The sequence below is a fragment of the Agromyces sp. 3263 genome, from assembly GCF_031456545.1.
Classification (GTDB): domain Bacteria; phylum Actinomycetota; class Actinomycetes; order Actinomycetales; family Microbacteriaceae; genus Agromyces.
This window is the reverse complement of sequence record NZ_JAVDUV010000001.1, coordinates 1,561,310-1,586,422: the sequence shown is the minus strand read 5'-3', so window position 1 is coordinate 1,586,422 and position 25,113 is coordinate 1,561,310. Positions and strand designations below refer to the sequence as shown.

Genomic DNA, 25,113 nt, shown 5'->3' with positions numbered 1-25,113 from the left:
TATCGTGGGAGGCGCGGGAGCCGGTCGGCTCGCCCGCACCGAGCGCACTCCGCGTCGACGAGGTCGGGAGGGGCACATGGCGACGATCGCCTGGATCGGCTTGGGACACATGGGCGGCCCGATGTCGGGCAACCTCGTCGCCGCCGGACACGAGGTGCGCGGGGTCGATCCCGACTCCGCCTGCCGAGATGCAGCTGCTGCCCGCGGCGTGCAGGTCGTCGCGTCGATCGCCGACGCGGTGGCGGGCGCCGACGCGGTGTTCACGTCGTTGCCGCGCGGCGAGCACGTGCGCGAGGTGCTCGGCGGCGAGGGCGGCGTGTGGGCGACGGCGCCGACGAGCGCGCTGCTGCTCGACACGTCGACGGTCGACGTCGAAACCTCCCGCTGGAGTCACGATGAGTCGGCGGCCCGGGGCTTCCGGTTCGTCGACTCGCCGGTCTCGGGCGGCATCGCCGGTGCGACGGCCGGCAGCCTCACCTTCATGCTCGGCGGGGAGACATCGGCGGTCGCCGAGGCCGCCGCGCTCGTCGAGCCCATGGCCGGGCATGTCTTCCCGGTCGGCGGGCCGACCATGGGCATCGCGGCGAAGCTCGCGAACAACCTCATGCTCTTCGTGTCGCTGCTCGGCGTCGCCGAGGGCTCGCAGCTCGCAGCGCACCTCGGACTCGACGCCGAGACGTTCTTCCGGGTCGCGTCGGTGTCGTCGGGCGACTCCTGGCCGCTACGCACCTGGTATCCGGCGCCCGGCGTCGTCGCCACGAGCCCGGCGAACCGCAACTTCGACGCCACCTTCACGACCGTGCTCGCCGAGAAGGACCTGTCGTTCGCGCTCGCAGCGGGGGAGGAGGCGGGGCTGCACCTGCCGGCGGGCCGCATCGCGCTCGACCAGTTCGAGCGGCTCATCGGCGAGGGCTACGGCGGCAAGGACTGCAGCCTCATCGTGAAGTACGCCTCGGCCGACGGCACGGTCGCCGGGTTCGATCCCGACGCCTGAGGATCGACGGATGCCGCGGCAGCGCGCCGGTGTCAGCTCCGCTGCACCGCGGCGATCACGTCCGTGAGACGGTCGCGCAGGGCGGCGAGCTCGTCCATGCTCATACCGAGCCGATCGACGACCTGCGGGGGGATGCCGAGCGCCTGCTCCCGCAGCGCGCGACCGGCATCCGTCAACGCCACGTCGAGGGCGCGCTCGTCACGGGCGTTGCGCTCCCGGGTGAGGTAGCCCTGGGCCTCGAGCCGCTTCAGCAGCGGCGACAGCGTGGCCGGCTCGAGCTGGAGCGCGTCGCCCAGGTCGCGCACGGTGCGTGGGCTGCGGCCCCAGAGGGCGAGCATCACGAGGTACTGCGGGTGTGTCAGGCCGAGCGGCTCGAGGATCGGCCGGTAGACGCCGATGACGCCCCGGGCGGCCACGGCCAGCGCGAAGCACACCTGGTTCTCGAGGGCGAGGAGGTCGTCGGATGCCGCGCCGTCGACGGCTGCGGTCGCGGATGCGGTTGCGGTGGCGGCGGATCGGTCGTCCATGGGTCCAGTATGCGGTGTGAGCGAATAGTTAGTACACTAATGATTATGACACGACCCGTCAGTTCCGATCGACCGGGCAGGCGCGGCTACGCCGGCCTCATCGAACGCCTGAACGCGCGGCTGCTCCCCTGGATCGGCCCGCCGCCGCTGGGGCCCTACGACGAGGAGCCCGCGCCGAACCGCGCCGCCGCCTGTCCGCTCTGCGGGGCACCCATGTCGGAGCACCACATCGACCGCACGTTCGAGCGCACGCAGCTGCGCTGCCCCTAGGCGGGGGTGGCACCCCGCTCGCAGCGCGGGCGGGCGTCCGCTCGCGGCCAGGTCCGTGCGCTCCCGGCCCGGGCCATTGCCACCGCTAGGGCCGCGCCACCGCCAGGCGCCGCAGCACCCACCGCTCGTACTCCGCCCACGGATCGTCGATGCCGGCCGCCAGCTCGGCGACGTGCTCCAGCAGCGCGTCGTGCACCGCGAACCACTCGGTGCCCGGATACCGGTGCGCGGCGAACTGCACGTGCCGCCGCTGCTCGAGCGGGCGCCCTCCGCGCTCGAACGCGAGCACCTCGTCATGCGGCAGCACCGCGAGCCGCATGCGCGGGTTCACGGAGGTGCCGATCTTGATCTGGTCGCGGTAGCGGATGTAGTAGACGACCTCGACGCGCGGCCGGTCGAGCTCGTCGTCGGGCACGTCGCCCACGCGCCACTCGCACTCGGCGCAGACCCACCCCGACGGATAGCGGACGCCGACGTTCGACCCGCAGGCCCGGCACGGCGACGGCAGCACGTCGGTCACCCCGGCGTCGCGGCTGACCCAGTCGTACGCCTCGAGCAGGTGCTCGCGACAGAGCCCGAGCGGCGTCTCGGCGTCGACCGGGCGGCCGCACGGTCGACCCGCGGCGTCGGCGAGCCGGCACCCGGTGCCCGGGTCGTCGTGGCGCCCGCTCGCGGCATCCGCTGCACTCATGCCGGCAGGCTACGCGCCACCCCCGACACCCGACGGGCGTTCGCGCCACCGCGATAGGCTCGTTCTCCGACCGCCGGACCCGCGGCGGGCACGGGCGTTCGAGGGTGAGAGGCCGGCATCACCATGCGCATCTGGCGGAGACGGAAGCGGGAGCGGTTCGCGCCGTTCGACCGCACCGCCCTGCCCGAGGTGGAGCCGCTCACGTTCGAGGAGTCCTTCGCCGAGGGCCTGCTCGTCTCGGAGGCCGCGGGCCGCATGGCGCTGAAGAACCGCATCATCGTGATGGCCCTCCGCGGCGACGAGCCGTTCGACGCCGTGCGGGCCTCGGCCGCGGCGCGCGAGGTGCTTCACGAGCTCGTGCAGGAGCTCGACGAGGTGGCCGAATGGTCGGCGGCAGAACGCGAGTCGGCCGCGCAGCGCGAGGGCCGCTCGGCGCACCAGCACGACTACCACCGGGCGGATGCCTGGAACCTCCGCCTGCGGCAGCGCGTGAACGCCGCGGTGGCCGAGCGCCTGACCGAGCTCCGCAACGACGACGCCTACCTCGCGGAGTTCGCCGAACGGGCGCGGCAGGAGGCCTGGGAGGAGATCGCGGGCGTCATCGAGGCGCGGCTCGCCCAGGAGTGGCCCGAGATCGAGATCGACGAGGCCTACGAGCGAGAGCGTGACGACCGCATGCGCGGCCTCACGCTCGATCTGAAGCGGGACCTCGCCGACGCCCGGCAGCGGCGCGAGACGTTCGACGAGCTCGACGACTCGTTCGGCACCTGGTCGGGCTGAGCGGCGGATCCACCGCCTGCGACTGCGCAGCGGCTGCTCCGGCGAGGCCGGCCGCGCCACACTGGGAGCATGACCAACCACTGGAGCCCGCTCGCCGTCGTCTACCTGCTGCTCTCCATCGCGGGACTGATCGGCACCTGGTGGTTCAACGCCCTCGCCATCGTCGGCCTGCACGACTTCATCGGCGACCTCGTCTCGAGCGGGCCGGCCGTGTCGTCGATCACCGTCGACCTGCTCGTCGCGGCGATCGCGGGCAGCATCTTCATCATCGTCGAGGCGCGCCGCATCGGCATGCGCTTCGGATGGCTCTACGTCGTGGCGTCGGGACTCACGGCGTTCGCGTTCACCTTCCCGCTCTTCCTCGCGATGCGGCAGCGGCGGCTGAACGCGCTGGCGGACGCCACCGCCTGAACGCACTCCGCCGGCCGACGCCGACGGAGGTGGCGGATAGCGTGGAGTGCATGGAGCGGACGCGCGTGGACTGGGCATCGGGCAGCTGGACGAGCGAGCCCGCGGCGTCGCGGGGCGAGGGCGGCGACCTCGTCGTCACGGCCATCGAGGGCAGCGACTGGTGGCGCACCACCCACTACGGCTTCGTGCACGACGACGGCCACGGACTCGTGGCCGAGTGGCCGACGGATGCCGCGGTCGAGGTCACCTTCGACACGTCCACGCTCACCGGGCTCTACGACCAGGCAGGCCTGCTGCTCTGGGCAGGCGCCGAGCGGTGGATCAAGACTGGCCTCGAGGTCTCCGACGGCGTGCTGCATGTCGGCGCCGTCGTGACGAACGGGGTGTCCGACTGGTCGCTCGCACCCGTGCCCGAGTGGGCCGGGCGGCTCGTCACGATCCGGGCCAGCCGTGGTGGCGAGGCGGGCGACGCCGTCACGTTGCGCGCGCGGAGCGATGCGGGTGGCTGGCGAACCCTCCGCGTCGCGCCGTTCACCGCCGGCGCGGCATCCGTCGGCCCCATGATCTGCGCCCCGATGCGCGCCGATCTCGAGGTGCGGTTCACGGAGTGGGCGTTCACCGCGCCCGATGCCGACCTGCACGAGGACCCGCCGATCGGATGAGGCTGCGACCGCTCACCGACGACGACCGCGGGCTGCTGCGCGACGCGACGCTCGCGAACATGAACTGGGACGGACCGCGGTTCGAGCCCGAGCAGGTCGACGGCATGCCCGACCTGGCCCACTACTACACCTCGTTCGACGGCGCTCGGGACTTCGGCACGGCGGCGGTCGTTGATGACGATGACGAAGACGACCGTGAGACGGTGCTCGCCGTGGCCTGGGTCGTCTTCCTGACCGCCGATGACCCGGGCTACGGATTCGTCGCCGACGACGTGCCCGAGCTGAGCATCACCACGTTCCCGCCCCACCGCGGGCGCGGCTTGGGCGCCGCCGTGCTCGACGCCGTGGTCCGCGAGGCGCGGCGCCGGGCCCTGCGCGGGATCTCATTGAGCGTCGAGGACGGCAACCGCGCCCGCCATCTCTATGAACGGGCGGGTTTCCGCACGGTCGGACGCAACGGCGGCTCCGACACGATGCTGCTCACGCTCGCCTGACGCGCCTCCCTCAGCGAGCCGGCGTGATGTTGTGGTTGCGCCGGAACACGTTGCCCGGATCGATCTCCGCTTTGATGCGACGCAGGCGTTCGAGCGTGTGCGGCGGATACATCGACGCGGTCACGGCGTCGCCGTATTCGGCGGAGAAGTTCCCGTAGGTTCCGCTCGTGTAGGCGAGCGCGGCATCGCTGCCGGCCTTGGCGGCGGCCACCTGCTCGGGCGTGGCGTCGGGCTGGAGCACGCCGTTCACGATGAGGAGCGCCTCGGCGTCGCGATGGGCGATCGCGGTGGCATCGGGGGCCACCCGACCGAACGCGCCTCCGAGGGCGCGCAGCAGCACCATGGTGGGCACCTCGCGGTCGTACGCACGGGCGATCGCGTCGAGCGCCTCGTCGGAGAGGTCGGGCACGAACCCGTTACCGCCGACGAACACGAACGGCGGCCTTCCGGGCGGTGCGTCTTCGAGCAGGTCGCCGTAGGCCACCGGTCCGAGTGACACCTCGGTGACCGACGGCAGCGACAGCAGTGGTTCGAGGAGCTCGCGGAGCCGCGACTCGTCGCCCTGCAGCGCGATGCCGAGCTGCGGGCCGGCCGGCATGCCGGGGGCGAACTCGGGCATGACGGTGAGCGTGGAGTTGAGCTCGTCGGGCCCGGCGCGCATCACGTCGCGCCACGCACGAAGCACCGCGGGCACGTCGGACGTGTCGAAGTGCACATGCCCGCCGACGAGGCCGTCGCCCGGGGTCGGCTGGAACACGAAGCGGGTGACGACGCCGAAGTTGCCCCCGCCGCCGCGCAACGCCCAGAACAGGTCGGGGTGCGACGTCTCGTCGACGGTGAGCACGTCGCCGGTCGGGGTGACGAGCTCGACCTCGCGCAGGGCGTCGGCGGCGAGGCCCTGCTGGCGCACGAACCATCCGATGCCGCCGCCGAGGGCGAGCCCGCCGACGCCGACGTCGCGAGTGTCGCCCGAGCTCACCGCGAGCCCGTGCGGCGACAGGACGGCGGCGACGTCGGCCCAGCGGGCTCCGGCGCCGACGCTCACCGTGCCGTCGGGTCGCAGCTCGACGGCCGTGAGCTCGGCGAGGTCGATGACGAGGCCGTCGTCGACGGGCAGGAGGCCGTGACCGCCGCTGCGCACGGCGATGGGCAGGCCGGATGCCGCGGCGAGGCCGACGGCCGCGGCGACCTCGTCGGCCGTGCGCGGGCGCACGACGACTTGTGGTTCGCCGACGCCCGCGAAGACCGCCGCACCGGCGTCGTATTCGGTGGTGCCGGGGCCATGCGCCCGGCCGGGAACGCGCTCACTCAATTCGGAGAGGATCGACATTCCGTCACTCTGGCAGAGGCCGCCGACAAGCGGAATCGATGCTCGCTCAGCGCGGAATCCCTGCGTTCGCATGCACCGCCGGCTCCGACCGCCACTGCGGCGTCCCTACTCGCCCGACGGGTGCGCCTTCGCCCGGTCGATCACCCACGCGTAGGCGAACGCCCGCTCCCGCCACGCGGAGTAGCGCCCCGAGACGCCGCCGTGCCCGGCCGCCATCTCCGTCTTCAGCAGCGGGTCGGCGCCGGCATCGCGCAGCCGTGCCACCCACTTCGCCGGCTCGACGTAGAGCACGCGCGTGTCGTTGAGCGACGTCACGGCGAGGATCGGCGGGTAGTGGTTGACGTGCACGTTCTCGTACGGCGAGTACGACTTCATGTAGTGGTACACCTCGGCATCGTCGAGCGGGTTGCCCCACTCGTCCCACTCGATGACCGTGAGCGGCAGCGACGGGTCGAGGATCGAGGTCAGCGGGTCGACGAACGGCACCTCGGCGAGGATGCCCGAGAAGTACCGCGGCCCCATGTTCGCCACGGCGCCCATGAGCAGCCCGCCGGCGCTGCCGCCCTGGGCGACGAGCCGGTCGGGTGCGGTGATGTCCTCGTCGATGAGGTGCCTCGCCGCGGCGACGAAGTCGGTGAACGTGTTGCGCTTCTCGAGCTTCTTGCCGTGCTCGTACCAGAGCCGGCCCATCTCACCGCCGCCGCGCACGTGCGCGACCGCGAAGATCATGCCGCGGTCGAGCAGCGACAGCCGGGGGATGCCGAACCCCGGGTCGACGGAGTGCTCGTACGACCCGTAGCCGTAGAGCAACGTGGGCGCCGGCGTGCCGAGGTCGACGAGGTCGTGCCGGTACACGAGCGAGATCGGGATGCGCGTCCCATCGTCGCCGACGGCCCACTCGCGTCGCTGCGCGTAGCGCGTCGCGTCGTAGTCGCCGAGCACCGGCTGGCGCTTGCGCAGCCGACGCTCGCCAGTCGCGACCACGACGTCGTACACGGTCGACGGAGTGACGAAGCTGGAGTACCCGATGCGCAAGGTCGGCTGCTCCCACGCGGGATTCGATCCGACGCCCACGGAGAACAGCGCCTCGTCGAACGGCAGTTCGTGCAGGGTGTCGTCGGGCGTGGCATCCGCGGGAAGTCCGGCCGGCGGCACCTTCGCGACCGCCACGCGCGGCAGCCCCTCGCGCCGGTACTCGACGGCGACGAAGTCGCGGAAGGCGTCGACGCCCTCGAGCCGCACGGCGGGATCGTGGGGCAGCAGCATCCGTCGCGGCCCCTGCGGGTCGGATGCCGCGACGCTCACGAGCTCGAAGTTCACGGCGTCGTCGTTGTGCACGATGAGCAGCCGGTCGACGCCGCCGGCGACGACGTGCTCGACGTCGTACTCCACGCCGTCCTTGCGCGGCCAGACGACCTTGAAGTCGCCGGCGGGCTCGGCCGTGTCGAGCAGCCACGTCTCGCCGGTGACGTTCGAGCCCGCCTCGATCATGAGGTACTTGCGGCTGCGGGTGAGGCCCACCCCGAGCCAGAACCGCTCGTCGGGCTCGTGGAAGACCGAGACGTCGTCGGATGCCGCGGTGCCGACCTCGTGCCGCCAGATGGTGTCGGGGCGCCACGACTCGTCGACGGTGGCGTAGAAGAGGTAGCGGCCCGACGGGTCGAACACGGCGCCGGCCGCGGTTCCCTCGATGACGTCGTCGTAGACCCGGTCGGTGCCGTCGATCGCCTTGAGGCGGATCGTGTAGCGCTCATCGCCCTCCACGTCGATGGCGTAGAGCATGGTGGCGCCGTCGGCGGTCACGTCGAAGCTGCCGAGCGAGTAGAAGTCGTGACCGGCGGCCTCGAGGTTGTCGTCGAGCAGCACCTGCTCGCCCGGGATCGACTCGTCCGCGGCATCCGGCAGCTCATCGCCCGTGAGCTCGGGCAGCACCGGCGGCTCCCAGTCGTCGGGGCTCGAGATGGGCGCGCGGCAGTGGATGCCGTACTGCTGCCCCTCGACGGTGCGCGTGTAGTACCACCACTCGCCCTCGCGGCTCGGCACGCTGAGGTCGGTCTCCTTCGTGCGTTCCTTGATCTCCTCGAAGATGAGCTCCTGCAGGATCGCGAGGTGCTCGGTCTTCGCCTTCGTGTAGGCGTTCTCCTCGTGGAGGTGGGCGAGCACCGCCGGATCGTCCTTGGCCCGCAGCCACTCGTACTCGTCGATCACCACGTCGCCGTGGTGCTCGCGCTGGATCGGACGCTTCTCGGTCTTCGGCGGGGTCAGCACGACGTCCACGCTACGCCCATGGGCCGTCGAGGTTCGAGGGCGTCTCGAGGGCGGGCGCTGCCGGGGTGACGCCGTGCGTCGGAGATGAGCATCCGTTTCGCCGCGAATGGTTGCTTAGGTTAGCCTTAGCTCAATCCACTCGTTCCTAGCCGGGAGACGCACGTGCTCGCCAACTACCTGATCGGCCTCCGTGAAGGCCTCGAAGCAGGTCTCATCGTGGGCATCCTGGTCGCCTACCTCGGCAAGCTGGGCCGGCGCGACCTGCTCGGCAAGCTCTGGGTCGGCATCGGCATCGCCGTGGCGATCTCGCTCGGCGTCGGCGCGCTACTCACGTGGGGCCCGTACGCCATGACGTTCCAGGCGCAGGAGATCCTCGGCGGCACGCTCTCGCTCCTCGCCGTGGCCATGGTCACGTGGATGATCTTCTGGATGGGCACGCACGGCCGCACCCTCTCCTCCGAGTTGCGCGGGCGGGTCGACACCGCGCTCACCGGGTCCTGGATCGCCATCGTCGTGCTCGGCGCCGTGAGCGTCGGCCGCGAGGGAGTCGAGACCGCGCTGTTCGTCTGGGCCAGCGTCGCGGGCGGCAACGACCCCGTGCTCGGCACGATCGGCGCCGTGCTCGGCATCCTCACCGCCGTCGTCGTCTCGTGGGGCATCTCGAGGGGCCTCGTGCGCATCAACCTCGGGAAGTTCTTCACCTGGACGGGCGTGTTCCTCATCCTCGTCGCCGCCGGAGTGCTGTCCTACGCGATCGGCGACCTGCAGGAGGCCTCGGTCATTCCGGGCGGCGGCGTGACCGCCTACAGCCTCACCGCCGTGATCCCCCCGGGCGGCTGGCTGCACGCCGTGCTCAGCGGCATCTTCAACTTCACGCCCGAGCCCACGTGGGCGCAGGTCGTCGGCTGGGTCGCGTACGTCGCCGTCACGATGTCGCTCTACCTGCGGCTGCTGCGCCGTCGCAGTGCGCCGAAGCCCACACCGGCTGCCGCGCCCGCGACGCCTGTCTCGCCGGTCGCCGCGCACTGACCCTCTGCCCCTCACCCCCTCGACCCCGCCGATTGGATCCCCGATGAACCGACGTGCCCTCGCGGCATCCGCTGCCGTGACCGCACTGGCGCTGGCCCTCACGGGCTGCGTCGCGAAGTCCGACCTCGCCCAGTCGATCCCGGTGTCGATCACCGATGACGGATGCGCCGTGGCCGCCGCCACCGCGCCCGCCGGTGCCGTGACGTTCAGCCTCGAGAACACGGGCAGCGACGTGAACGAGTTCGAGATCCTCGCCGACGACCAGCTGCGCATCGTCGGCGAGAAGGAGAACGTCACCCCGGGCCAGGCGATCGAGTTCGTCGCCCAGCTCGCGCCCGGCACCTACTACACGGCCTGCAAGTTCCAGCAGGTCGGGGCGCCGGTCGGGCTCGCCGAGTTCACCGTCACCGGCGACGCGTCCGCGGTATCGGCCGATGACCAGGCGCTCGCCGACCAGGCCGTCACCGAGTACCTCGCCTACGTGCGCTCGCAGGCCGCCGAGCTGCTGCCCGCCGTGCAGGCGTTCGCCGCCGCGTATGCCGCGGGCCACGACGAGACGGCGCGCTCGCTCTTCGCCGCGACCCGCGTGCCCTACGAGCGCATCGAGCCCACGGCCGAGGCGTTCGGCGACCTCGACCCGAAGATCGACTTCCGCGAGGTCGACGCCGTGGCCGACGGCCTCGACTGGACCGGCTTCCACCGCATCGAGAAGGACCTCTGGCCGCCGGCCGCCGGCGACCTCAACTCCGACGGCCAGGATGCGCTCGCGAACTGGGCTCCGTCCACGCCGGAGCAGCGCCAGGAGTTCGCCGACGCGCTCGTCGCCGACGTCACCCAGCTGCACGACCTCGTGACCGCCGAGGACTTCGACGTCTCGCTCGACGCCATCTCGAACGGCGCCATCGCGCTGCTCGACGAGGTCGCCGCGGGCAAGATCACCGGCGAGGAGGACTGGTGGTCGGGCACCGACCTCTCCGACTTCGCCGCGAACGTGCAGGGCGCCGGCGTCGCGTTCGGCGCGGTGCGCGCGCTCGCCGAGTCGAAGGGCGACGACGGTGAGGCGCTCGCCGCCGACATCGACGAGCAGTTCGCCGCGCTCGAGGCGGCGCTCGCCGCGTACGGGTCGCTCGACGCCGGGTTCGTGGACTACGCCGAGCTCACCGACGCCGACAAGAAGACCCTGTCCGACCAGGTCAACGCCCTCGCCGAGCCGCTCTCGCAGCTCACCCACACGGTGCTCGGCGTGACGGAGCCCGACGCCTGATGACCGAGCAGCCCGCCTCCGGCGTCAGCCGCCGCCACCTCCTCGGCCTTTTCGGGGCGGGGGCGGCCGGCGTCGCCGTCGGTGCTGCGGGCGCCGCGGGCGTCGCGGTGGCGGCGACGGGCGCGGGCGCCGCCGGGAGCGGTGCCGCACCGGCATCCGTCTACCCCTACTACGGCGCGCACCAGGCGGGCATCGTCACGCCAGCACAGGACCGCCTGCACTTCGCCGCCTTCGACGTGAGCTCCACGCTCGACCGCGCGGGGCTCGTCGAGCTGCTCACCGAGTGGACGGATGCCGCGGCGCGCCTCACCCAGGGCCTCGAGGTCGAGGAGGGCGGCGCCGTCGGCGGCTCCGACTACGCGCCGCCGACCGACACCGGGGAGGCGCTCGGCCTCGCGGCGAGCGGCCTCACGATCACGTTCGGGTTCGGCCCCGGGCTCTTCACCGACGCCGACGGGGTCGACCGGTTCGGGCTCGCCGCTCGCCGGCCCGCGGGCCTCGAGCCGCTGCCGCGCTTCCAGGGCGACGCGCTGCAGCCCGAGCGCAGCGGCGGCGACCTCTGCATCCAGGCCTGCGCCGACGATCCGCAGGTCGCCGTGCACGCCATCCGCAACCTCAGCCGCATCGCGTTCGGCTGGGCGAGCCTGCGCTGGTCGCAGCTCGGCTTCGGCCGCACCTCGTCGACGTCGACCACGCAGGCGACGCCTCGCAACCTCTTCGGATTCAAGGACGGCACCGCGAACGTCAAGGCCGAGGACGGCGCCGTGCTCGACGAGCAGGTGTGGGTGCAGCCCGGCGACGAGCCGGCGTGGCTCGCGGGCGGCTCGTACCTCGTCGCCCGCCGCATCCGCATGATCATCGAGAACTGGGATCGCGTGCAGCTCGGCGAGCAGGAGAAGCTCGTCGGCCGGTCGAAGGGCGAAGGTGCGCCGATGTCGGGCGGCACCGAGTTCACCGAGCCCGACTTCGAGGCCGAGGGGCCGACCGGCGCGCCGCTCATCGACACGAACGCGCACGTGCGCCTGGCCCACCACTCGGCCAACGGCGGGGCACGGATGCTGCGCCGCGGCTACAACTTCGTCGACGGCAACGACGAGCTCGGCCGCCTGGATGCCGGCCTCTTCTTCCTGTCGTTCCAGCGCTCGCCCGAGCAGTTCATCACGGTGCAGCAGCGGCTCGCCGGCGACGGTCTGAACGAGTACCTCAAGCACGTCGGCTCGGCGATCTTCGCGGTGCCCGGCGGCGTCGGGAGGGGCGAGTTCGTGGGGCAGGCGCTGTTCGCGTAGGCGGCGCAGCAGGCCGCGTCAGCCGCTCCGCGCGCGCCGCGCGTCGCGGGCGGCCGTCGTCGCTCACTCCGAGCGCGGCGCGAGCTGCGCGACCTCCCAGCGGTCGCCGCCGAGCGGACGCAGCACCCCGCGCACCCGCTCGCCGTCGTGCACGGCCTGCCAGGCGATCGGGGCGAGGCGGTCGCCGGCGAGGTTGATGCTGCCGCTGAAGGTCGGCGACTCGTAGCCGAGGTCGATGAGCGCGTCGGCCCGGCGGCCCGAGTCCCACATCCCCGACAGCGACCACGTCATCATGGCCGCCGCGAGCACGCCGACGAGGAACGCCACGTAGCCGCTCTCGCGCATGGTCTTGGAATGGAACCGCGTGCCCACGAGGGACGCGAGCACACCGACGAACGCGATGATGGCGGGGAACGCCAGCGGCCACGGGCTCCACGGCTCGATGGCGACGATCTCGTTCATGCGATCAGCCAGCCTTCATCTGCGGCCGATGCTACTCCGGCCCGGCGACGGCGTCAGCCGGTCTTCGTCCAGTCGAGGTTGATGACGTCGCCGATGTAGACCGTCTCGCCGAAGTCGTGGATCTGCGGGTTCATGCGCAGCAACTGCTGCTGGGGCAGCTCGAAGCGCTGGGCGATGTCGAAGAAGCTGTCGCCCGACACGACGACGTAGCTGGCGGGCACGCCGTTGCCGTCGAGTGCCGGCGTGCCGCTGGCCCCGGGGATGGCACCCGTGTCATACGCCGGTCCCCACTCCACGACCGGCGCGGGCGCGTTGGGTACCGGCTCCGGGACGGGCACGGGCGCGGGCTCGGCCGGCGGCGGTGCCGCCTCGGGGGTCGGCGTCGGCGTCGCGGTGACGGTGGCGGTGGCGGTGATCGTCACCGGGGCGGGAGCGGGCTCGGCGACGCATCCGCTCAGCACTATCGTCGCGCCCACTGCGAAGGCAGCGGATGCCGCCACCATGCCGAATCCTCGCCCCACCGGGCCTCCCGACCGACGTGCCGAACGGCGCTCCTCCGTCGGGCGCGCCGTTCGAGCCAGCCTAGCGATCAGGCGGGGAAGCGCAATCCCTTCGTTCGCCCGGCCTCGTCTCTTCCTGCGGTCAGATCGCGGAGGCGACGGCCGCGCGGATCCGCTCCAGCCCCTCGGCGAGGAGTGTGTCGGTCGGGCCGGCGTAGCCGAACACGAGCCCGGCGCGCTCGTCGCCGGGCACGGCGGAGTACTCGGCGAGGCTCGCGACGGCGACGCCCTCGGCGGCGAGCCGGTCGACGACGGACGCCGCCGTCGCGGCATCCGGCAGCCCGAGCACGGCGTGCAACCCGCCGTCGAGGCCTGAGAGGGGCGCGCCCGGCAGCCCGTCGAGGGCGGCGAGCACGAGCCGGCGCCGGTGCGCGTACTCGCGGCGGGTCACCGCGATGTGCCGCCGCACCGCGCCGCTCGCGAGCAGGGCGGCCGCGGCCTCCTGCGCGGTGCCCGGAACCGGCGACGGCTCGTCGGCACGGATCGCCGCGACGGCCTCACGCAGGGCCGGATCCGCGGGCAGTACGAGGTACCCCAGCCGCAGCCAGGGCGTGAGCACCTTCGAGAAGCTGCCGACCAGCACCACGCGCTCGTCATCGAGCGACGCGAGCGCCGGCAACGGCGGCCCGAGGTGACGGAACTCGCTGTCGTAGTCGTCCTCGATCACCACGGCTCCTGCCGCGCGCGCCCAGTCGAGCAGCTCGAGCCGAGCCGCGACCGGCAGCCGCCCGCCGAGCGGGTACTGGTGGCTGGGCGTCACCATGACGGCGTGCGGCGGTCGCGGCATCCGGCGCAGCGCGTCGACGTCGATCCCGTCGCCGTCGACCGGCACGGGGGTCGTGCGGGCGCCCCGCCGTTCCAGGGTGCGGCGCGCCGAGGGGTAGCCGGGATGCTCGACCGCCACCTCGGGCGCGGTTCCGATGAGCTCGGCGAGAGCGGATGCCACGAGCGCGAGCGCCTCGGCGGTGCCGGCCGTGACGACCACGTCGTCGGGAGCGCGGGCGACGCCGCGAGCCAGGCGGAGGTGGTCGGCGATCTCGGCGCGCAGGCGCGCGACCCCGAACGGCGGCGGCGACTCGGACGGGATGTCGAGCCCGGCCGCGTGCCGCCACGCCGCGCGCCACGCCCGGGTGTCGATGCGCGCGGTCGACGGGCGACCCGGCAGGAGGTCGATGCGGGGCGGTGCGCCTGCGCTCTGGGCCGCGCTGCCGTCCGCCGTGACGCGCGCCGTCATCCCATCGAGCGGTCGCGACGTGCGGGTTGCGGCGGCTGGAACCCGCAGTTCGCGACCGTTCGGTGTCACCGACTCGTCGTGGCGGCCGCCGTCGAGCCCGTCGGTGGGCGGGCTCCCCGCAAGGAGGAGCGCGGCGACCCGCGTGGGCGCGCCCTGGCGCATGTCGAGGTAGCCCTCGCCGGCGAGCTGCTCGTAGGCCGCCACGACCGCGCTGCGAGACACGGCGAGCTCCGACGCGAGCGCGCGCGTCGACGGCACCGCATCGCCGGGTCGGAGCACACCCTCGAGGATGCGCCGACGGACTCCCTCGACGAGCTGCATGCCGAGTGGGCGACCGGTGTTCCGGTCGATCTCAGGGATGGGTCCATCCACGGCGCCATCGCCTCCAAACTGGTCTGTTCGATGCAGCGAGAACTGGACTGCATCGCCGACCAGTCTAGCGGCGAGACTCGCAACGTGACCATGACGAACACCTCCTCGCCCCGCCGCATCCGCCGCATGCCCGAACGCCAGACGACCGAGCGCGACGCCCTCTTCGAGCTCCTCGACCAGGAGCTCGTCGGCCACCTCGCCGCGGTCGCCGACGGCACGCCGGTGGTCGTGCCCATGGGCTTCGCCCGCGACGGCAACCACCTGCTCCTGCACGGCTCCACCGGCGGTGGATTCGCGCTGCGCGCTGCCGCCGAGGGCGCCACCGTGGCCTTCGCCGTGACCTCCCTCGACGGCCTCGTCTACGCCCGCTCACTCTTCGACAGCTCGATGAACTACCGCAGCGCCGTCGTCTACGGCGTGCTCGAGCCCGTCGACGACGAGCGAGCGGATGCCGCGCTGCTGGCGCTCTCCGAGCGCCTCATGCCCGGCCGCCCCGCCGAGGTGCGCGCCACCACCCGGAAGGAGCGGGCCGCGACCCGCGTGCTGCGGCTCGCGCTCGACGACGTGGTCATGAAGGTGCGCGCTGCCGGGGCATCCGAGTCTCCCGACGATGGCGAGGACCACACGGGCTGGGCCGGCGTCGTGCCGATTCGACGCGCCTGGGGGACTCCCGAACCGTCGGCGCTGACGCCCGTCGGCACTCCGGTGCCCGGCTCGGTGGCTGCCCTGACGGCCGATCGCCACCCGCTTCGCTGAATGAGAGGAGGTGCGAGATGCTCGCGACCCTGATCGTGCTCGGACTGTTCGCCGCTGCGGCGGCGACGGCCTCGATCGTGCAGTTCCGCCGTGACGGCTACCGCCGCATGCCCACCCGCCGCGCCGCCTGAGGCGGTCGAGCGCCGGTCCTGAGGTGGCCGGCCACCTGCGCCCCGCCGAAATAGGGCGATCGCCCGATGGGGCCCCACCGCCTTAGCGAGCACGCTGAAGGCATCCGATCGAACACGTCGGATCGACACCAGGAGGAATCATGCAGCTCTCGGCTGACTACATCGCATTGGGCGCACACCAGGCCGACGTGCGGCGTGCCGAGCAGGAGATCCAGCTGCGGATGGCCGCGGCGGAGCGCGGCTCGGACGGCGCGGGGGCGTCGTCCGAGCCGGTCGCCCGTCGCCGAGCACACCGCGCACTGCACGCGCCCCGACTCGCGCTGCGGTGAGCGTGGCGGCAGTCGTCGGTGCGGGCGTTCCGGCGCCGCTCGACGGCGCGCCCCGGCCCGGTGCCGGTGTCGGTGGAACGTGGCACGATGAGATGGTGACCACGTCAGCGCCGGCCATGATCGGCCGGGACGCCGACCTCGCGAGGCTCAACGAGCGCCTCGACGAGGTGCGCGCCGGCGCGCCGTTCACGGTCATCATCGGCGGTGAGGCGGGCATCGGCAAGACTCGTCTCCTGCGCGAGTTCGAGGCCGGGCTGCCATCCGACGTGCGCCTGCTCGTCGGCCAGTGCGTCGACCTCGGCAGCGTCGCTTCGCCCTATTCGCCCGTCAAGGGCGCGCTGCGCACGCTCGTCGCCGAGGAAGGCGCCGACCGCGTGCTCGACGCCGTCGGCCCGGGCCGCGCCGCTCTGGTCGCGCTCCTGCCCGAGCTCGCGACATCCGACCCACTGACCGCGGCGCCGACGGCCCCTCCTGCCGCCGGCGCCGCCACCAGCCAGCTGCACGAGGCCATCGCCGTGCTCCTCGAGACGTTCTCTCGCGAGCGCCCGATCGTCTTCGTCATCGAAGACCTGCACTGGATCGACGCGGCCAGCCTCACGCTGCTCCGCTTCCTCATGCGGGCGCTCGGTTCGAGCCGCGTGCTCACGGTGCTGAGCTACCGCACCGAAGACGTCACCCGGGGGCATCCGGTGCGCGCGTTCCTCTCCGAGGCCGAGCGCGACCGGTGGGTCGAGCGCCGCGAGCTCGGCCGGCTCACGCGCGCGCAGGTGCGCAAGCTCGCCCGGTCGCTCATCGTCGACGAGGCGGTCAGCGAGCAGGCTCTGACCACGGTCTTCCGCCGCAGCGACGGCGTGCCGTTCTTCGTCGAGGAGCTCGTCGGCATCGATGGATGCCGCGACGAGGGCGAGGTGCCCGACACCCTCCGTGAACTGTTGCTCGCGCGCTACGAGCGGTTGTCCGAACCGGCGCAGGAGCTGCTGCGACTCGTCTCGATCGGCGGAGTGTGCGTCTCGCACTCGCTGCTCGCCGCCGTGTATCGCGGCAGCGCCGACCAGCTCGACGCCACCGCCCGCGAGAGCGTGCTGGGCGGGGTCCTCACCATCGACGGACAGGACTACGCGTTCCGTCACGCCCTCGTGCGCGAGGCGATCCTGGCCGACCTGCTCCCGGGCGAGCGCGCCAGGTTCCACGCCCGCTACGCCGAGGCGCACGAGGCCGCCGCCGCGGCGGGCACGCGGCGACTCGCCGCCGAGATCTCCTACCACTGGCTCGGGGCCAACGACGCCGCCCGTGCGTTCCCGGCGACCATCCAGGCCATGCGCGAGGCGCGCGCGGCGGCCGCGTACGCCACGGCGGCGCAGCTCGGGGAGCGGGCCATCGGCCTCTGGGACGTCGTGCCCGACCCCGAGGTCGCCGCGGGCATGGGCAAGCTCGAGCTCATGGGCCGCACGGCCTCGCACCTGCGCAACGCCGGTGAGGGCGAACGCGGCCTCGCGCTCGTCAAGGCGGCCCTCGCCGAGTGCCCGCCCGGCGACCGCCAGTATCCGCGGCTGCTGCGCGACAAGGCGCTCTACCTGGCCAACGTCGGCCGACCCGGTTCCATCCCCGTGCTCGAAGAGGCGCTCGCGGCCCTCGGCGACTCCGGTCCGAGCGACCTCCGCGCCACCGTGCTCACGGCGCTGTCGGGCCGGCTCATGATCGACGGCCGGCTCGACGACGCCGTCGAGATGGCCGAACGCGCCCTCGACGTCGCCACGCAGATCGACTCGAACCGCTATCGCTCGATCGCCACGAACATCGTGGGCATCAGTCGCGCGGCGCGCGGCGAGGTCGACGAGGGCATCGCGCTGCTCGAGAGTTCCCGGGAGCTCGCCGCGGGCGACGGTGGTGCGCTCCTCCGATACTGGGTCAACGCCTCCGACCTGCACTACCTCATCGGCAATCACGCCGAGGCGGTGCGGCTCGCGGAGGAGGGCCTCGCCCGTGCCCGCGAAGACGGCATCGAGCGCAGCACGGGCGTGCTGCTCGCCGGCAATGCGGTGGACCCGCTCTTCGCGCTCGGCGAATGGGACCGCGCCGAGGAGCTCATCGATCGCGCGCTGGCCCTCGACCCGCCGACGCCGTTCACGGCCTACCTCTTGCGTGCCCGCATCTGGGCGTGGCTCTGGCGCGGCGATACCGCGGGTGCCACCGCGCTGTACCGAAGTGCCCGCTCCTCGATGATCCCGGTCATGGAGGTCGAGATGCAGACGCGACTCGGTGTAGGCCGGCTCGCGGCCGAACTGGCGCTCGCCAACGACGACCTCACCACGGCGTGGCGCGAATCGCGGGCGCTCCTCCACGAGGAGCACCTGCCCCTGCCCGGCTACGCGCTGCCGTTCCTCTGGGTCGCCGCGCGCACGGTCGCCGCCATTCGAACGCGGCCCCACGCGGTGAGCGAGACGATCGCCGCCGAGGCGATCGCCGCCGTGCCAGAGTTCCGGGCGCTGCTCGGCCGCCTCGTGTACTGGCCGAACAGCCCCGTCTGGACGGCCCTGTTCGAGGCCGAGCTCGCCGAGGCATTCGACGGTGCCGGCGCCGGGGTGCCCGGCACCGACACCGGCGCCTGGCGGGTCGCCGTGAGCGAGACCGCCGGGCCGTTGGCCCCCGGATTCCTCGCGCCCTACGCCCTGCTCCGGCAGGCCGAGGCGGAGCTCGCCGCCGCCGACCGGGCCGCCGCGCGCGCCTCACTGCAGGCGGCGTTCGACGTGGCCGAGTCCGGAGGCGTGATCGCGGTGCGCGACCGGGTGCTCCGCGTGGCGTCGGCCGCAGGCCTCGCGCTCGACGGCGTCGGCGGCGGAGCCGCGCTCGTGGTCGCCGCCGGGGGAGTGGCGGGCTCAGGGGCATCCGACGCCGAAGCCACCGCCGACCTCACGGCGCGCGAACGCCAGGTGCTCGAGCTCATCGCCGAGGGCCTCAGCAACCGCCAGATCGGCGAGCGGCTCTTCATCAGCGGAAAGACAGCCAGCGTCCACGTCTCGGCGATCCTGCGCAAGCTCGGGGCGGCGACCCGCACCGAGGCCGCCTACCGCGCCGGCGCGCTGCGCTGACCCGCGGCGGCGCGCGGCGCGGCCGCTGCCCCGCCCCGCGCGACGCGGCCGCCGCCCCGGCGGCGCCGCGCTGCGCCATGCGACGGATGGGCGCGGCCGGGGAAGGGACACCGCCGTGTGTCCCCGCCACTGGGGGACGTGCCCCGCCTTCCGGTGTGGCACGCTGGCGCTCATGGATGCGTGGGATGACTGGCCCCGAATCGGCGACGCCGCCATCGACCCCGCGACCCTCGACGAGGTTGGCGTCGATCTCGGAGCGTTGCTCGCCGAACTCGAGGCGGAGACGGCGGACGCGGTACCCGCCGCTCCTGAGCGAGGTTGGCGGCAGCTCCGAACCGCCGAACCCGCGGGCGTCGTTCTGGCGGCCCCCGCCGACGATGCACGGCAGACCTGGTGGGTTGCGGAGGTCTCATCGGCGCCCCACGGCGATGGCAAGGGCCGGGCGAAGGTGCTTCCCGAGCCGGTGCCGCTCCGAGCCAGCCGCGCCGAGCGACGGCGAGGCCTCAGGCTCCGCTGGCCGAGCGCGGCGTACGAGGGCGACATCGAGCGGGTCGTGATCGACGTGGTGAACGACGGCGACCAGCCGTGGCGGCCCGAAGGCGTCGCCACTCAGGCGTGGCCCCGTCCCGAGACGTTCCACGCCGCCGGTATGCTCCGCCTGCCCGGGGACCCGCCGGCCGGTGACGCCTCGCTCATCATCGTCGGCGGGTTGGCTGCAGCGCTGCCGCTCGATCCGGGCGAATACGCCCGCATTCGGGTCACCATCGATGAGGGAACGTGGAGCGACCTCGAGCCCGGACCACACGAACTGCACGTGGCGCTGCTGGGCCTCGGGGTTCGCGCGGATGCACCGCTCACGGTGATGGTCACCGAGGCGGAGATCGAGCGGCGCCGCTCCCGACTCGGTGACCGGCATCGCGTATCCCGTGTCCGGAGCCCAGAGGACGTGATGGCGGAGCGGCTCGAGATGCTTCGCGCGCTGATGGCCGCGCGCGAACGACTCCATGCCGTCGTCGATGTCGTCCTCGCCGCCGCATCCGATGACGCCGCGCGCGTCGCGGTGCAGCAGTTGCTCGGCTGCACGTCGACGGCGGCCGACGCCGTGATCCAGCAGTCCCTGCGACGGTTCAGTGCCGCAGGCGCCGAGCTGATCAGCCTCGAGCTCTCCGAGCTCGAGCAGCCCGACGAGTCCGAGCCTCACGCGGCATCCGACTGACGAACCCGTCCGCTACTTCGCCGGCTGGAACCCCCGCGCCACGTCGATGAGCAGGCGGGCGCCGTACCCGGTGGCGCCCTTCGAGCGCCAGGCGTCGTCGGCATCCGACTGCATGGTGCCCGCGATGTCGAGGTGCGCCCACGGCGTCTCGCCGACGAACTCGGCCAGGAACAGGGCCGCCGTGGTCGCGCCGGCGTAGGGGCCGCCGAGGTTCGAGAGGTCGGCGACGTCGGAGTCGAGCTGCTTGCGGTACTTGCGCTCGAGCGGCAGTTCCCACACCGGTTCGTCGGTCGCGGCCGCCGCGGCCTTCACGAGCCCGATGGTGGTGGGGTCGTTGCCGATGACGGCGGCGAGCGACGGGCCGAGGGCCATGAGCGCCGCCCCGGTGAGCGTGGCGATGTCGATGATCGCGTCGACGCCGTCCTCGTTCGCGAGCGCGAGCGCGTCCATCATCACGAGCCGGCCCTCGGCGTCGGTGTTCTTCACCTCGACGGTCGTGCCGCCGCGCGCGGTGAGCACGTCGCCGAGCTTGTAGGCCGAGCCCGACGGCATGTTGTCGGTGCACATCAGCCACCCGGTCACCGTCGCCGTCGCGTCGAGCGCGCGCAGCGCGGTGAACGCCGCGAGCACGGATGCCGCACCGCCCATGTCCATCTTCATGAGCAGGTGCATCGGGTCGGACGGCTTCAGGCTGATGCCGCCGGAGTCGTACATGATGCCCTTGCCGACGAGGCCCACGTGCCCGCTCGAGTCCCCGGGAGGCGTGTAGCGCAGCTTGACCATGCGCGGCTCCTCCGCGCTGCCCGAGTTCACGCCGAGGAGGCCGCCGCAGCCGAGGTCGATGAGCTGCTGGCGGTCGAACACCTCGACCTCGAAGCCGAACCGCGCACCGAGTGCGACCGCGACGTCGGCGATGTCGGTGGCGGTGAGGTGTCCGGGTGGCGTGTTCGCGAGGTCGCGGGAGATGTTCGCGGCGCGGGCGGTGACGACGCCGTGCTCGGCGCCGGCGGATGCCGCGGCGCGGTCGGCCCCGTCGAGGAGCAGCTCGACGCGCTCGAGCGGCCTGTCCTTGGGCTTCCGCTGCAGCTCGCGGTATCGGTAGCGGGCGAGGATCGCGCCCTCCGCGAGCGCCTGAGCGGCGTCCGCGGCATCCGCCGAGCCGATCGACGGCACGCGCAGCGCGATGCGGCCGAACCGGGAGGTGGCGCGCGCGAAGGCCGCCGCCGCGTTGCGGAGGCCGGCGAGATCGAGCTCGCCCGTCGGCCCGGCGCCGACGAGCACGATGAGCGGGCGGCTCGCATGCGGCAGCGCGAGCGTGGTGCCGGGCTTCGCGTCGAACCCGGCGAAGGACTGCGCCTCGCGGTCGAGGTCGATGCCCTCGGGCAGCGTGCCGTCGCTCGTCACGAGCACGCCGATGGCGTCGACGTGCTGCTCGCCGAGCTCGGCGACCACGGCCACCTCTGGCACAGAATCGAGCGACGGGGTGGCCGAGAAGTCGGCGGGGATGAGCTTGACCGGATTGCGCGTCACGCGTGCGTCTCCTTCTGGTCGAGTGCGGGATCGAGTGCTGGGTCGTGGGTGCGTTCGAACTCGTCGTCGGCCACGTCGTCGATGTCGTCGCCATCGTCGGGTTCGAGCTTCTCGGGCAGGTCGCCCCGGCGGCGCCCGGGCATGCGCGTCGCGGGCACGATCGCGAGCAGCGAGATCGCGGCGAGGCCGAGCAGCGAGATCTTCAGCGCCTCGAGCCGCGCCCGGGCGTTCACGGCGATCGCGGCGTCGAGCTCGGGTCCGCTGGCACGGCTGCCGAGCACGTCGGCGAGCTGCTCGTTCGTGAGGAAGTTCGCCTCGTTGATGTTCACCTGCGCGATGAGCTCGTCGGAGATCTCGGGGTGCTCCTGCGCCCCCGAGAGCAGCAGTGCCGAGAGCATGCCCACCGCGAACGCGCTGGCGACGGCGATGCCGACGCTGCCCGAGAGGTTGTGCACGAGCCCGCGCCAGGCGCCGACGTCGCCCGCGAGCTGCTTGGGCGCCGCCGAGAGCAGCGTGTTGAACACGAGGGCGACGATCGCGCCCTGCCCGAGGCCGAGCAGGATGAGCCCGGCGACCACGAAGCCCTGGCTCCATTCACCCCGCACCGTGAAGGCGAGCAGGGTGAGCGCGGATGCCACGACGATGAACCCGGCGGTCGCGAGCACGCGCGGCGTGTACCGGTCGTAGAGGTAGGCGACGAACGTCGAGGCCAGGAAGATCGACAGGGTGTAGGGGATGATCGAGAACGACGTCTCGATGCTCGACCGGCCCTGCACCACCTGGATGTAGAGCGGGATGAGGAAGTTCGCGGCCGTGCCGACGAAGAGCATCGTCGCCATGCACGCCGTGACGGCGCGCTCCGAGCCGGTGGCGAGCACCCGGAGGTCGAAGATGCGCGGCTTGTCCTCGCGTCCGCGACGGCGGAGCCAGGCGAAGAACGCCTGCCCGACGATGAGCCCCGCGATGATCAGCAGCGGCGCCGGCGAGAGTCCGAGCACGTCGAAGGGCGCCTGCGGCGTCGCCAGCCAGAGGCCCCACGTGGCGAGCCCGCTGAACCCGAAGCTGAGCAGGATGATGCCGATGGCGGCGAGGATCGCGCCGGTCCAGTCGATGGTGAGTCCGGGCTGGGCGGGCACCTTCTTCAGGCGGAAGCTGAGCAACAGGTTGATCGCGGCGAGGGCGACCATGAGCGCGAACGACCAGCGCCAGCCGATCGTGGTGGCGAACCAGCCGGCGAGGAGGAGGGCGAGCACTCCAGCCGCGGGAATGGCCGCGGCGAGGAATCCGATCGCGCGCGCCTGCTGTGCGCCGTGGTAGTTCGTCGCGATGAAGACGACGAGGGCCGGGGCGATGAGCGCGATCACGGCACCCGAGGACGCCTGTGCGATGAAGAGCATCGCGGGGCTCACGCTCAGCGCCACGCCGAGCATCGCGAGCCCGTGGATCGCGACGGCGATCTGGAACACCCCGCGGCTGCCGAAGCGCGAGCCGATCTTCGCGCCGAGCAGGATGAACGCCGCCATCGCGAACGTGCCGGCGGTGATCGCCGTGCCCACCGAGGTGGCGGGAGTGTCGAGGTCGGTCGTGATGCCGGCCATCGACACGGTCAGCGCGTTCACGGCGAACGACGCCTGGATCTGGGTGAGCACCACCACGATGAGCGGCAGCCACGATGCGGATGCCGCCGCTCGGCCGCTCCCGTCGGCGGTCGTCGCGGCACCGCCTGTGGTCGTCGATTCCCTTGCCCCGCTCATGCGTGCCCCCAGTCGGCAGAGAGGATGCGCTGCCGCATCCCGTCGATCTCACTGTAGGACCGTCGGACGGCCGAAGGACAGCGCCACCCGCAGCCCACTAGCCTGAGCCCATGGATCCCGTGGCGACCACGCTGGTCATCCTCGCGCTCGCCATCGTGGCGTTCATGTCGAACCGGGTGCCGCTGGGCATCGTCGCGATCGGCGTGGCCGTGGCGCTCTGGCTCACCGGGATCCTCGACCTCGGGCAGGCGCTCGCCGGCTTCGGCGACCCCACGGTGGTGTTCATCGCGACGCTCTTCATCGTGAGCGAGTCGCTCGATTCGACGGGGGTCACGGCGTGGGCCGGCCGCCAGGTGATCGGGCGGGCGGGAACGAAGCGCACCCGGCTGCTGCTGGTCGTATGCCTGCTCGTCGCGGGCGTCACGGCGCTGATCAGCGTGAACGGCGCCGTCGCGGCGCTCATCCCCGTGGTCGTCGTGGTCGCCACGCGCGCGGGCCTCGCGCCGTCGCAGATGCTCATGCCGCTCGCGTTCTCGGCGCACGCCGGCTCGCTGCTGGCGCTCACGGGCACGCCGGTGAACATCATCGTGAGCGAGGCGGCAGCGGATGCCGGGGCTCGCCCGTTCGGGTTCTTCGAGTTCGGGCTGGTCGGCGTCCCGCTCGTCGTCGGCACGCTGCTGATCGTGGCGCTGTTCGGCCGGCGGCTGCTGCCCGAGCGCTCGGCGACGACGCTCCCGCAGGACGTGAGCGCCCACGCCCGGACCCTGCGCGAGCAGTACGCGCTGCCAGAGGGCACCGAGCTCATCGGCGTGCGCCGCGGCGTGACCGAGGTGGTCGTCGCCCCCCGCTCGGAGCTCATCGGCCTGCACCTGTTCCCGGGCATGGCGACGCCGAGCGGCGACCTCGTCGTGCTCGCCGTGCAGCGCGGTGGCGAGGACCTGACCGGCACCGACACGACGCTGCGGGCGGGCGACACGCTGCTGCTCAGCGGCGGGTGGGAGGAGCTGCAGCGCAACACGGCCGGGCCCGACGTGCTCGTCGTCGACGATCCGGCGCGGGTGCGGCGCTCCGTGCCGCTCGGGGTGGGCGCGAAGCGCGCGATCGTGATCCTCACCGCGATGGTGGTGCTGCTCGCCACGGGCATCGTTCCGGCGGCGATCGCCGGACTCGCCGCGGCATCCGCCCTGGTGCTCACCCGCGTGGTGACGCCGACGCAGGCGTACCGCAGCGTCTCGTGGACCACGGTCGTGCTGGTCGCGGGGATGATCCCGCTGTCGACGGCGTTCATCACGACGGGCACCGCCGAGGTGATCGCCGGCGGCCTGCTCGGGGTCATCGGGAACGCGTCGCCGTACCTCGCGCTCGCGGCCGTGTGCGTGCTCACCATGGTGCTCGGCCAGCTCATCTCGAACACGGCCACCGTGCTGATCATGGTGCCGATCGCGGCGGTGCTCGCGGCCGACCTCGACGTCTCGGTGCTGCCGTTCATGATGGCGCTCACCGTGTCGGGCGCGGCGTCCTTCCTGACGCCCGTCGCCACCCCGGCCAACACGATGGTGCTCGAGCCGGGCGGCTACCGGTTCGGCGACTACTGGAAGCTCGGGCTCCCGTTGCTGCTGCTCTTCCTGCTCGTCGCCGTGTTCTACGTGCCGCTCGTCTGGCCGTTCTGAAGGG

The 25,113-nt window shown here is 72.7% G+C and carries 23 protein-coding genes; 14 read left to right on the top strand and 9 right to left on the bottom strand.

The annotated features are described in order from the left end of the window. Positions 1–76 precede the first annotated feature (76 nt). Positions 77–994, top strand: a complete 918-nt coding sequence (locus J2X63_RS07190; protein ID WP_309975561.1) for an NAD(P)-binding domain-containing protein — start codon at positions 77–79, stop codon at positions 992–994. A 32-nt stretch (positions 995–1,026) separates the two neighbouring features. On the opposite strand, the gene J2X63_RS07185 is transcribed toward J2X63_RS07190, so the two are convergent. Then, on the bottom strand, positions 1,027–1,521 hold the full coding sequence (locus J2X63_RS07185) for a MarR family transcriptional regulator (protein WP_309975560.1): 495 nt from the start codon (positions 1,519–1,521) through the stop codon (positions 1,027–1,029). 45 nt (positions 1,522–1,566) lie between these two features. Here J2X63_RS07185 and J2X63_RS07180 point away from each other — a divergent pair, with 45 nt between their 5' ends. Then, a complete protein-coding gene (locus J2X63_RS07180; protein WP_309975558.1) occupies positions 1,567–1,791 on the top strand; it encodes a hypothetical protein in 225 nt (74 codons plus the stop codon). An 85-nt stretch (positions 1,792–1,876) separates the two neighbouring features. On the opposite strand, the gene J2X63_RS07175 is transcribed toward J2X63_RS07180, so the two are convergent. Then, positions 1,877–2,482 carry a GIY-YIG nuclease family protein gene (locus J2X63_RS07175; RefSeq protein WP_309975556.1) on the bottom strand — a complete coding sequence of 202 codons (606 nt, stop codon included), beginning with the start codon at positions 2,480–2,482 and terminating at the stop codon, positions 1,877–1,879. A gap of 123 nt (positions 2,483–2,605) precedes the next feature. Here J2X63_RS07175 and J2X63_RS07170 point away from each other — a divergent pair, with 123 nt between their 5' ends. From J2X63_RS07170 to J2X63_RS07155, 4 genes are all read left to right on the top strand, one after another. Further along, positions 2,606–3,262 (top strand): hypothetical protein, encoded by a 657-nt coding sequence (locus tag J2X63_RS07170; RefSeq protein ID WP_309975554.1) that lies wholly within the window; start codon positions 2,606–2,608, stop codon positions 3,260–3,262. 69 nt (positions 3,263–3,331) lie between these two features. After that, on the top strand, positions 3,332–3,673 hold the full coding sequence (locus tag J2X63_RS07165; RefSeq protein ID WP_309975552.1) for a DUF2834 domain-containing protein: 342 nt from the start codon (positions 3,332–3,334) through the stop codon (positions 3,671–3,673). A gap of 50 nt (positions 3,674–3,723) precedes the next feature. Continuing rightward, positions 3,724–4,335, top strand: a complete 612-nt coding sequence (locus J2X63_RS07160) for a DUF1349 domain-containing protein (RefSeq protein WP_309975550.1) — start codon at positions 3,724–3,726, stop codon at positions 4,333–4,335. Continuing rightward, positions 4,332–4,829, top strand: a complete 498-nt coding sequence (locus J2X63_RS07155) for a GNAT family N-acetyltransferase (protein WP_309975548.1) — start codon at positions 4,332–4,334, stop codon at positions 4,827–4,829. Before J2X63_RS07160 ends, J2X63_RS07155 begins: the two co-directional genes overlap by 4 nt. A 10-nt stretch (positions 4,830–4,839) precedes the next feature. On the opposite strand, the gene J2X63_RS07150 is transcribed toward J2X63_RS07155, so the two are convergent. Next, entirely contained in the window at positions 4,840–6,159 is a 1,320-nt protein-coding gene (locus J2X63_RS07150; RefSeq protein WP_309975546.1) for an FAD-binding oxidoreductase, read from the bottom strand. A 105-nt stretch (positions 6,160–6,264) separates the two neighbouring features. Continuing rightward, entirely contained in the window at positions 6,265–8,427 is a 2,163-nt protein-coding gene (locus tag J2X63_RS07145; RefSeq protein ID WP_309975544.1) for a S9 family peptidase, read from the bottom strand. A 162-nt stretch (positions 8,428–8,589) separates the two neighbouring features. On the opposite strand from J2X63_RS07145, the gene efeU reads away from it, so the two are divergent. Genes efeU through efeB form a run of 3 tightly spaced genes read left to right on the top strand, consistent with a single transcriptional unit; the run spans position 8,590 to position 12,006 of the window. Next, entirely contained in the window at positions 8,590–9,456 is an 867-nt protein-coding gene (efeU, locus tag J2X63_RS07140; RefSeq protein WP_309975542.1) for an iron uptake transporter permease EfeU, read from the top strand. Positions 9,457–9,499: 43 nt separating this feature from the next. Beyond that, positions 9,500–10,720: an iron uptake system protein EfeO gene (gene efeO / locus J2X63_RS07135; RefSeq protein WP_309975540.1), complete on the top strand. Its 1,221-nt coding sequence runs from the start codon at positions 9,500–9,502 to the stop codon at positions 10,718–10,720. Continuing rightward, positions 10,720–12,006: an iron uptake transporter deferrochelatase/peroxidase subunit gene (gene efeB / locus J2X63_RS07130; protein WP_309975538.1), complete on the top strand. Its 1,287-nt coding sequence runs from the start codon at positions 10,720–10,722 to the stop codon at positions 12,004–12,006. Before efeO ends, efeB begins: the two co-directional genes overlap by 1 nt. A 63-nt stretch (positions 12,007–12,069) precedes the next feature. On the opposite strand, the gene J2X63_RS07125 is transcribed toward efeB, so the two are convergent. The 3 genes from J2X63_RS07125 to J2X63_RS07115 form a co-directional block, all read right to left on the bottom strand. Then, positions 12,070–12,468: a hypothetical protein gene (locus J2X63_RS07125; protein ID WP_309975536.1), complete on the bottom strand. Its 399-nt coding sequence runs from the start codon at positions 12,466–12,468 to the stop codon at positions 12,070–12,072. 53 nt (positions 12,469–12,521) lie between these two features. Continuing rightward, positions 12,522–12,971, bottom strand: a complete 450-nt coding sequence (locus J2X63_RS07120; protein WP_309975533.1) for a LysM domain-containing protein — start codon at positions 12,969–12,971, stop codon at positions 12,522–12,524. A gap of 139 nt (positions 12,972–13,110) precedes the next feature. Continuing rightward, the gene (locus J2X63_RS07115; RefSeq protein WP_309975531.1) at positions 13,111–14,634 is read right to left on the bottom strand and encodes a PLP-dependent aminotransferase family protein; all 1,524 of its coding nucleotides are present in this window, start codon (positions 14,632–14,634) and stop codon (positions 13,111–13,113) included. Between the two features lie 90 nt (positions 14,635–14,724). Here J2X63_RS07115 and J2X63_RS07110 point away from each other — a divergent pair, with 90 nt between their 5' ends. The 4 genes from J2X63_RS07110 (at position 14,725) to J2X63_RS07095 (ending at position 20,155) form a co-directional block, all read left to right on the top strand. Continuing rightward, positions 14,725–15,390: a pyridoxamine 5'-phosphate oxidase family protein gene (locus tag J2X63_RS07110; RefSeq protein WP_309977849.1), complete on the top strand. Its 666-nt coding sequence runs from the start codon at positions 14,725–14,727 to the stop codon at positions 15,388–15,390. Between the two features lie 271 nt (positions 15,391–15,661). After that, positions 15,662–15,850, top strand: coding sequence for a hypothetical protein (locus tag J2X63_RS07105; protein ID WP_309975529.1), 189 nt, complete (start codon positions 15,662–15,664; stop codon positions 15,848–15,850). A 95-nt stretch (positions 15,851–15,945) separates the two neighbouring features. Further along, positions 15,946–18,939: an AAA family ATPase gene (locus J2X63_RS07100; protein ID WP_309975527.1), complete on the top strand. Its 2,994-nt coding sequence runs from the start codon at positions 15,946–15,948 to the stop codon at positions 18,937–18,939. 172 nt (positions 18,940–19,111) lie between these two features. Further along, a complete protein-coding gene (locus J2X63_RS07095; protein ID WP_309975525.1) occupies positions 19,112–20,155 on the top strand; it encodes a hypothetical protein in 1,044 nt (347 codons plus the stop codon). 12 nt (positions 20,156–20,167) lie between these two features. On the opposite strand, the gene J2X63_RS07090 is transcribed toward J2X63_RS07095, so the two are convergent. Both J2X63_RS07090 and J2X63_RS07085 read right to left on the bottom strand, forming a co-directional pair. Continuing rightward, complete coding sequence (locus tag J2X63_RS07090) at positions 20,168–21,685, bottom strand: leucyl aminopeptidase (RefSeq protein ID WP_309975523.1); 1,518 nt, start codon at positions 21,683–21,685, stop codon at positions 20,168–20,170. Next, entirely contained in the window at positions 21,682–23,439 is a 1,758-nt protein-coding gene (locus J2X63_RS07085) for an MFS transporter (RefSeq protein ID WP_309975521.1), read from the bottom strand. The genes J2X63_RS07090 and J2X63_RS07085 overlap by 4 nt, the downstream gene beginning before the upstream one ends. A 110-nt stretch (positions 23,440–23,549) precedes the next feature. Here J2X63_RS07085 and J2X63_RS07080 point away from each other — a divergent pair, with 110 nt between their 5' ends. Then, a complete protein-coding gene (locus J2X63_RS07080; protein ID WP_309975519.1) occupies positions 23,550–25,109 on the top strand; it encodes an SLC13 family permease in 1,560 nt (519 codons plus the stop codon). The last annotated feature ends 4 nt before the right edge of the window (positions 25,110–25,113 follow it).

Coding starts and splice junctions, on each gene's coding strand:
- J2X63_RS07190 (WP_309975561.1), top strand. CDS start 77: ATGGCGACGATCGCCTGGATCGGCTTGGGACACATGGGCGGCCCGATG.
- J2X63_RS07185 (WP_309975560.1), bottom strand. CDS start 1,521: ATGGACGACCGATCCGCCGCCACCGCAACCGCATCCGCGACCGCAGCC.
- J2X63_RS07180 (WP_309975558.1), top strand. CDS start 1,567: ATGACACGACCCGTCAGTTCCGATCGACCGGGCAGGCGCGGCTACGCC.
- J2X63_RS07175 (WP_309975556.1), bottom strand. CDS start 2,482: ATGAGTGCAGCGGATGCCGCGAGCGGGCGCCACGACGACCCGGGCACC.
- J2X63_RS07170 (WP_309975554.1), top strand. CDS start 2,606: ATGCGCATCTGGCGGAGACGGAAGCGGGAGCGGTTCGCGCCGTTCGAC.
- J2X63_RS07165 (WP_309975552.1), top strand. CDS start 3,332: ATGACCAACCACTGGAGCCCGCTCGCCGTCGTCTACCTGCTGCTCTCC.
- J2X63_RS07160 (WP_309975550.1), top strand. CDS start 3,724: ATGGAGCGGACGCGCGTGGACTGGGCATCGGGCAGCTGGACGAGCGAG.
- J2X63_RS07155 (WP_309975548.1), top strand. CDS start 4,332: ATGAGGCTGCGACCGCTCACCGACGACGACCGCGGGCTGCTGCGCGAC.
- J2X63_RS07150 (WP_309975546.1), bottom strand. CDS start 6,159: ATGTCGATCCTCTCCGAATTGAGTGAGCGCGTTCCCGGCCGGGCGCAT.
- efeO (WP_309975540.1), top strand. CDS start 9,500: ATGAACCGACGTGCCCTCGCGGCATCCGCTGCCGTGACCGCACTGGCG.
- efeB (WP_309975538.1), top strand. CDS start 10,720: ATGACCGAGCAGCCCGCCTCCGGCGTCAGCCGCCGCCACCTCCTCGGC.
- J2X63_RS07125 (WP_309975536.1), bottom strand. CDS start 12,468: ATGAACGAGATCGTCGCCATCGAGCCGTGGAGCCCGTGGCCGCTGGCG.
- J2X63_RS07120 (WP_309975533.1), bottom strand. CDS start 12,971: ATGGTGGCGGCATCCGCTGCCTTCGCAGTGGGCGCGACGATAGTGCTG.
- J2X63_RS07110 (WP_309977849.1), top strand. CDS start 14,725: ATGACGAACACCTCCTCGCCCCGCCGCATCCGCCGCATGCCCGAACGC.
- J2X63_RS07105 (WP_309975529.1), top strand. CDS start 15,662: ATGCAGCTCTCGGCTGACTACATCGCATTGGGCGCACACCAGGCCGAC.
- J2X63_RS07095 (WP_309975525.1), top strand. CDS start 19,112: ATGGATGCGTGGGATGACTGGCCCCGAATCGGCGACGCCGCCATCGAC.
- J2X63_RS07085 (WP_309975521.1), bottom strand. CDS start 23,439: ATGAGCGGGGCAAGGGAATCGACGACCACAGGCGGTGCCGCGACGACC.
- J2X63_RS07080 (WP_309975519.1), top strand. CDS start 23,550: ATGGATCCCGTGGCGACCACGCTGGTCATCCTCGCGCTCGCCATCGTG.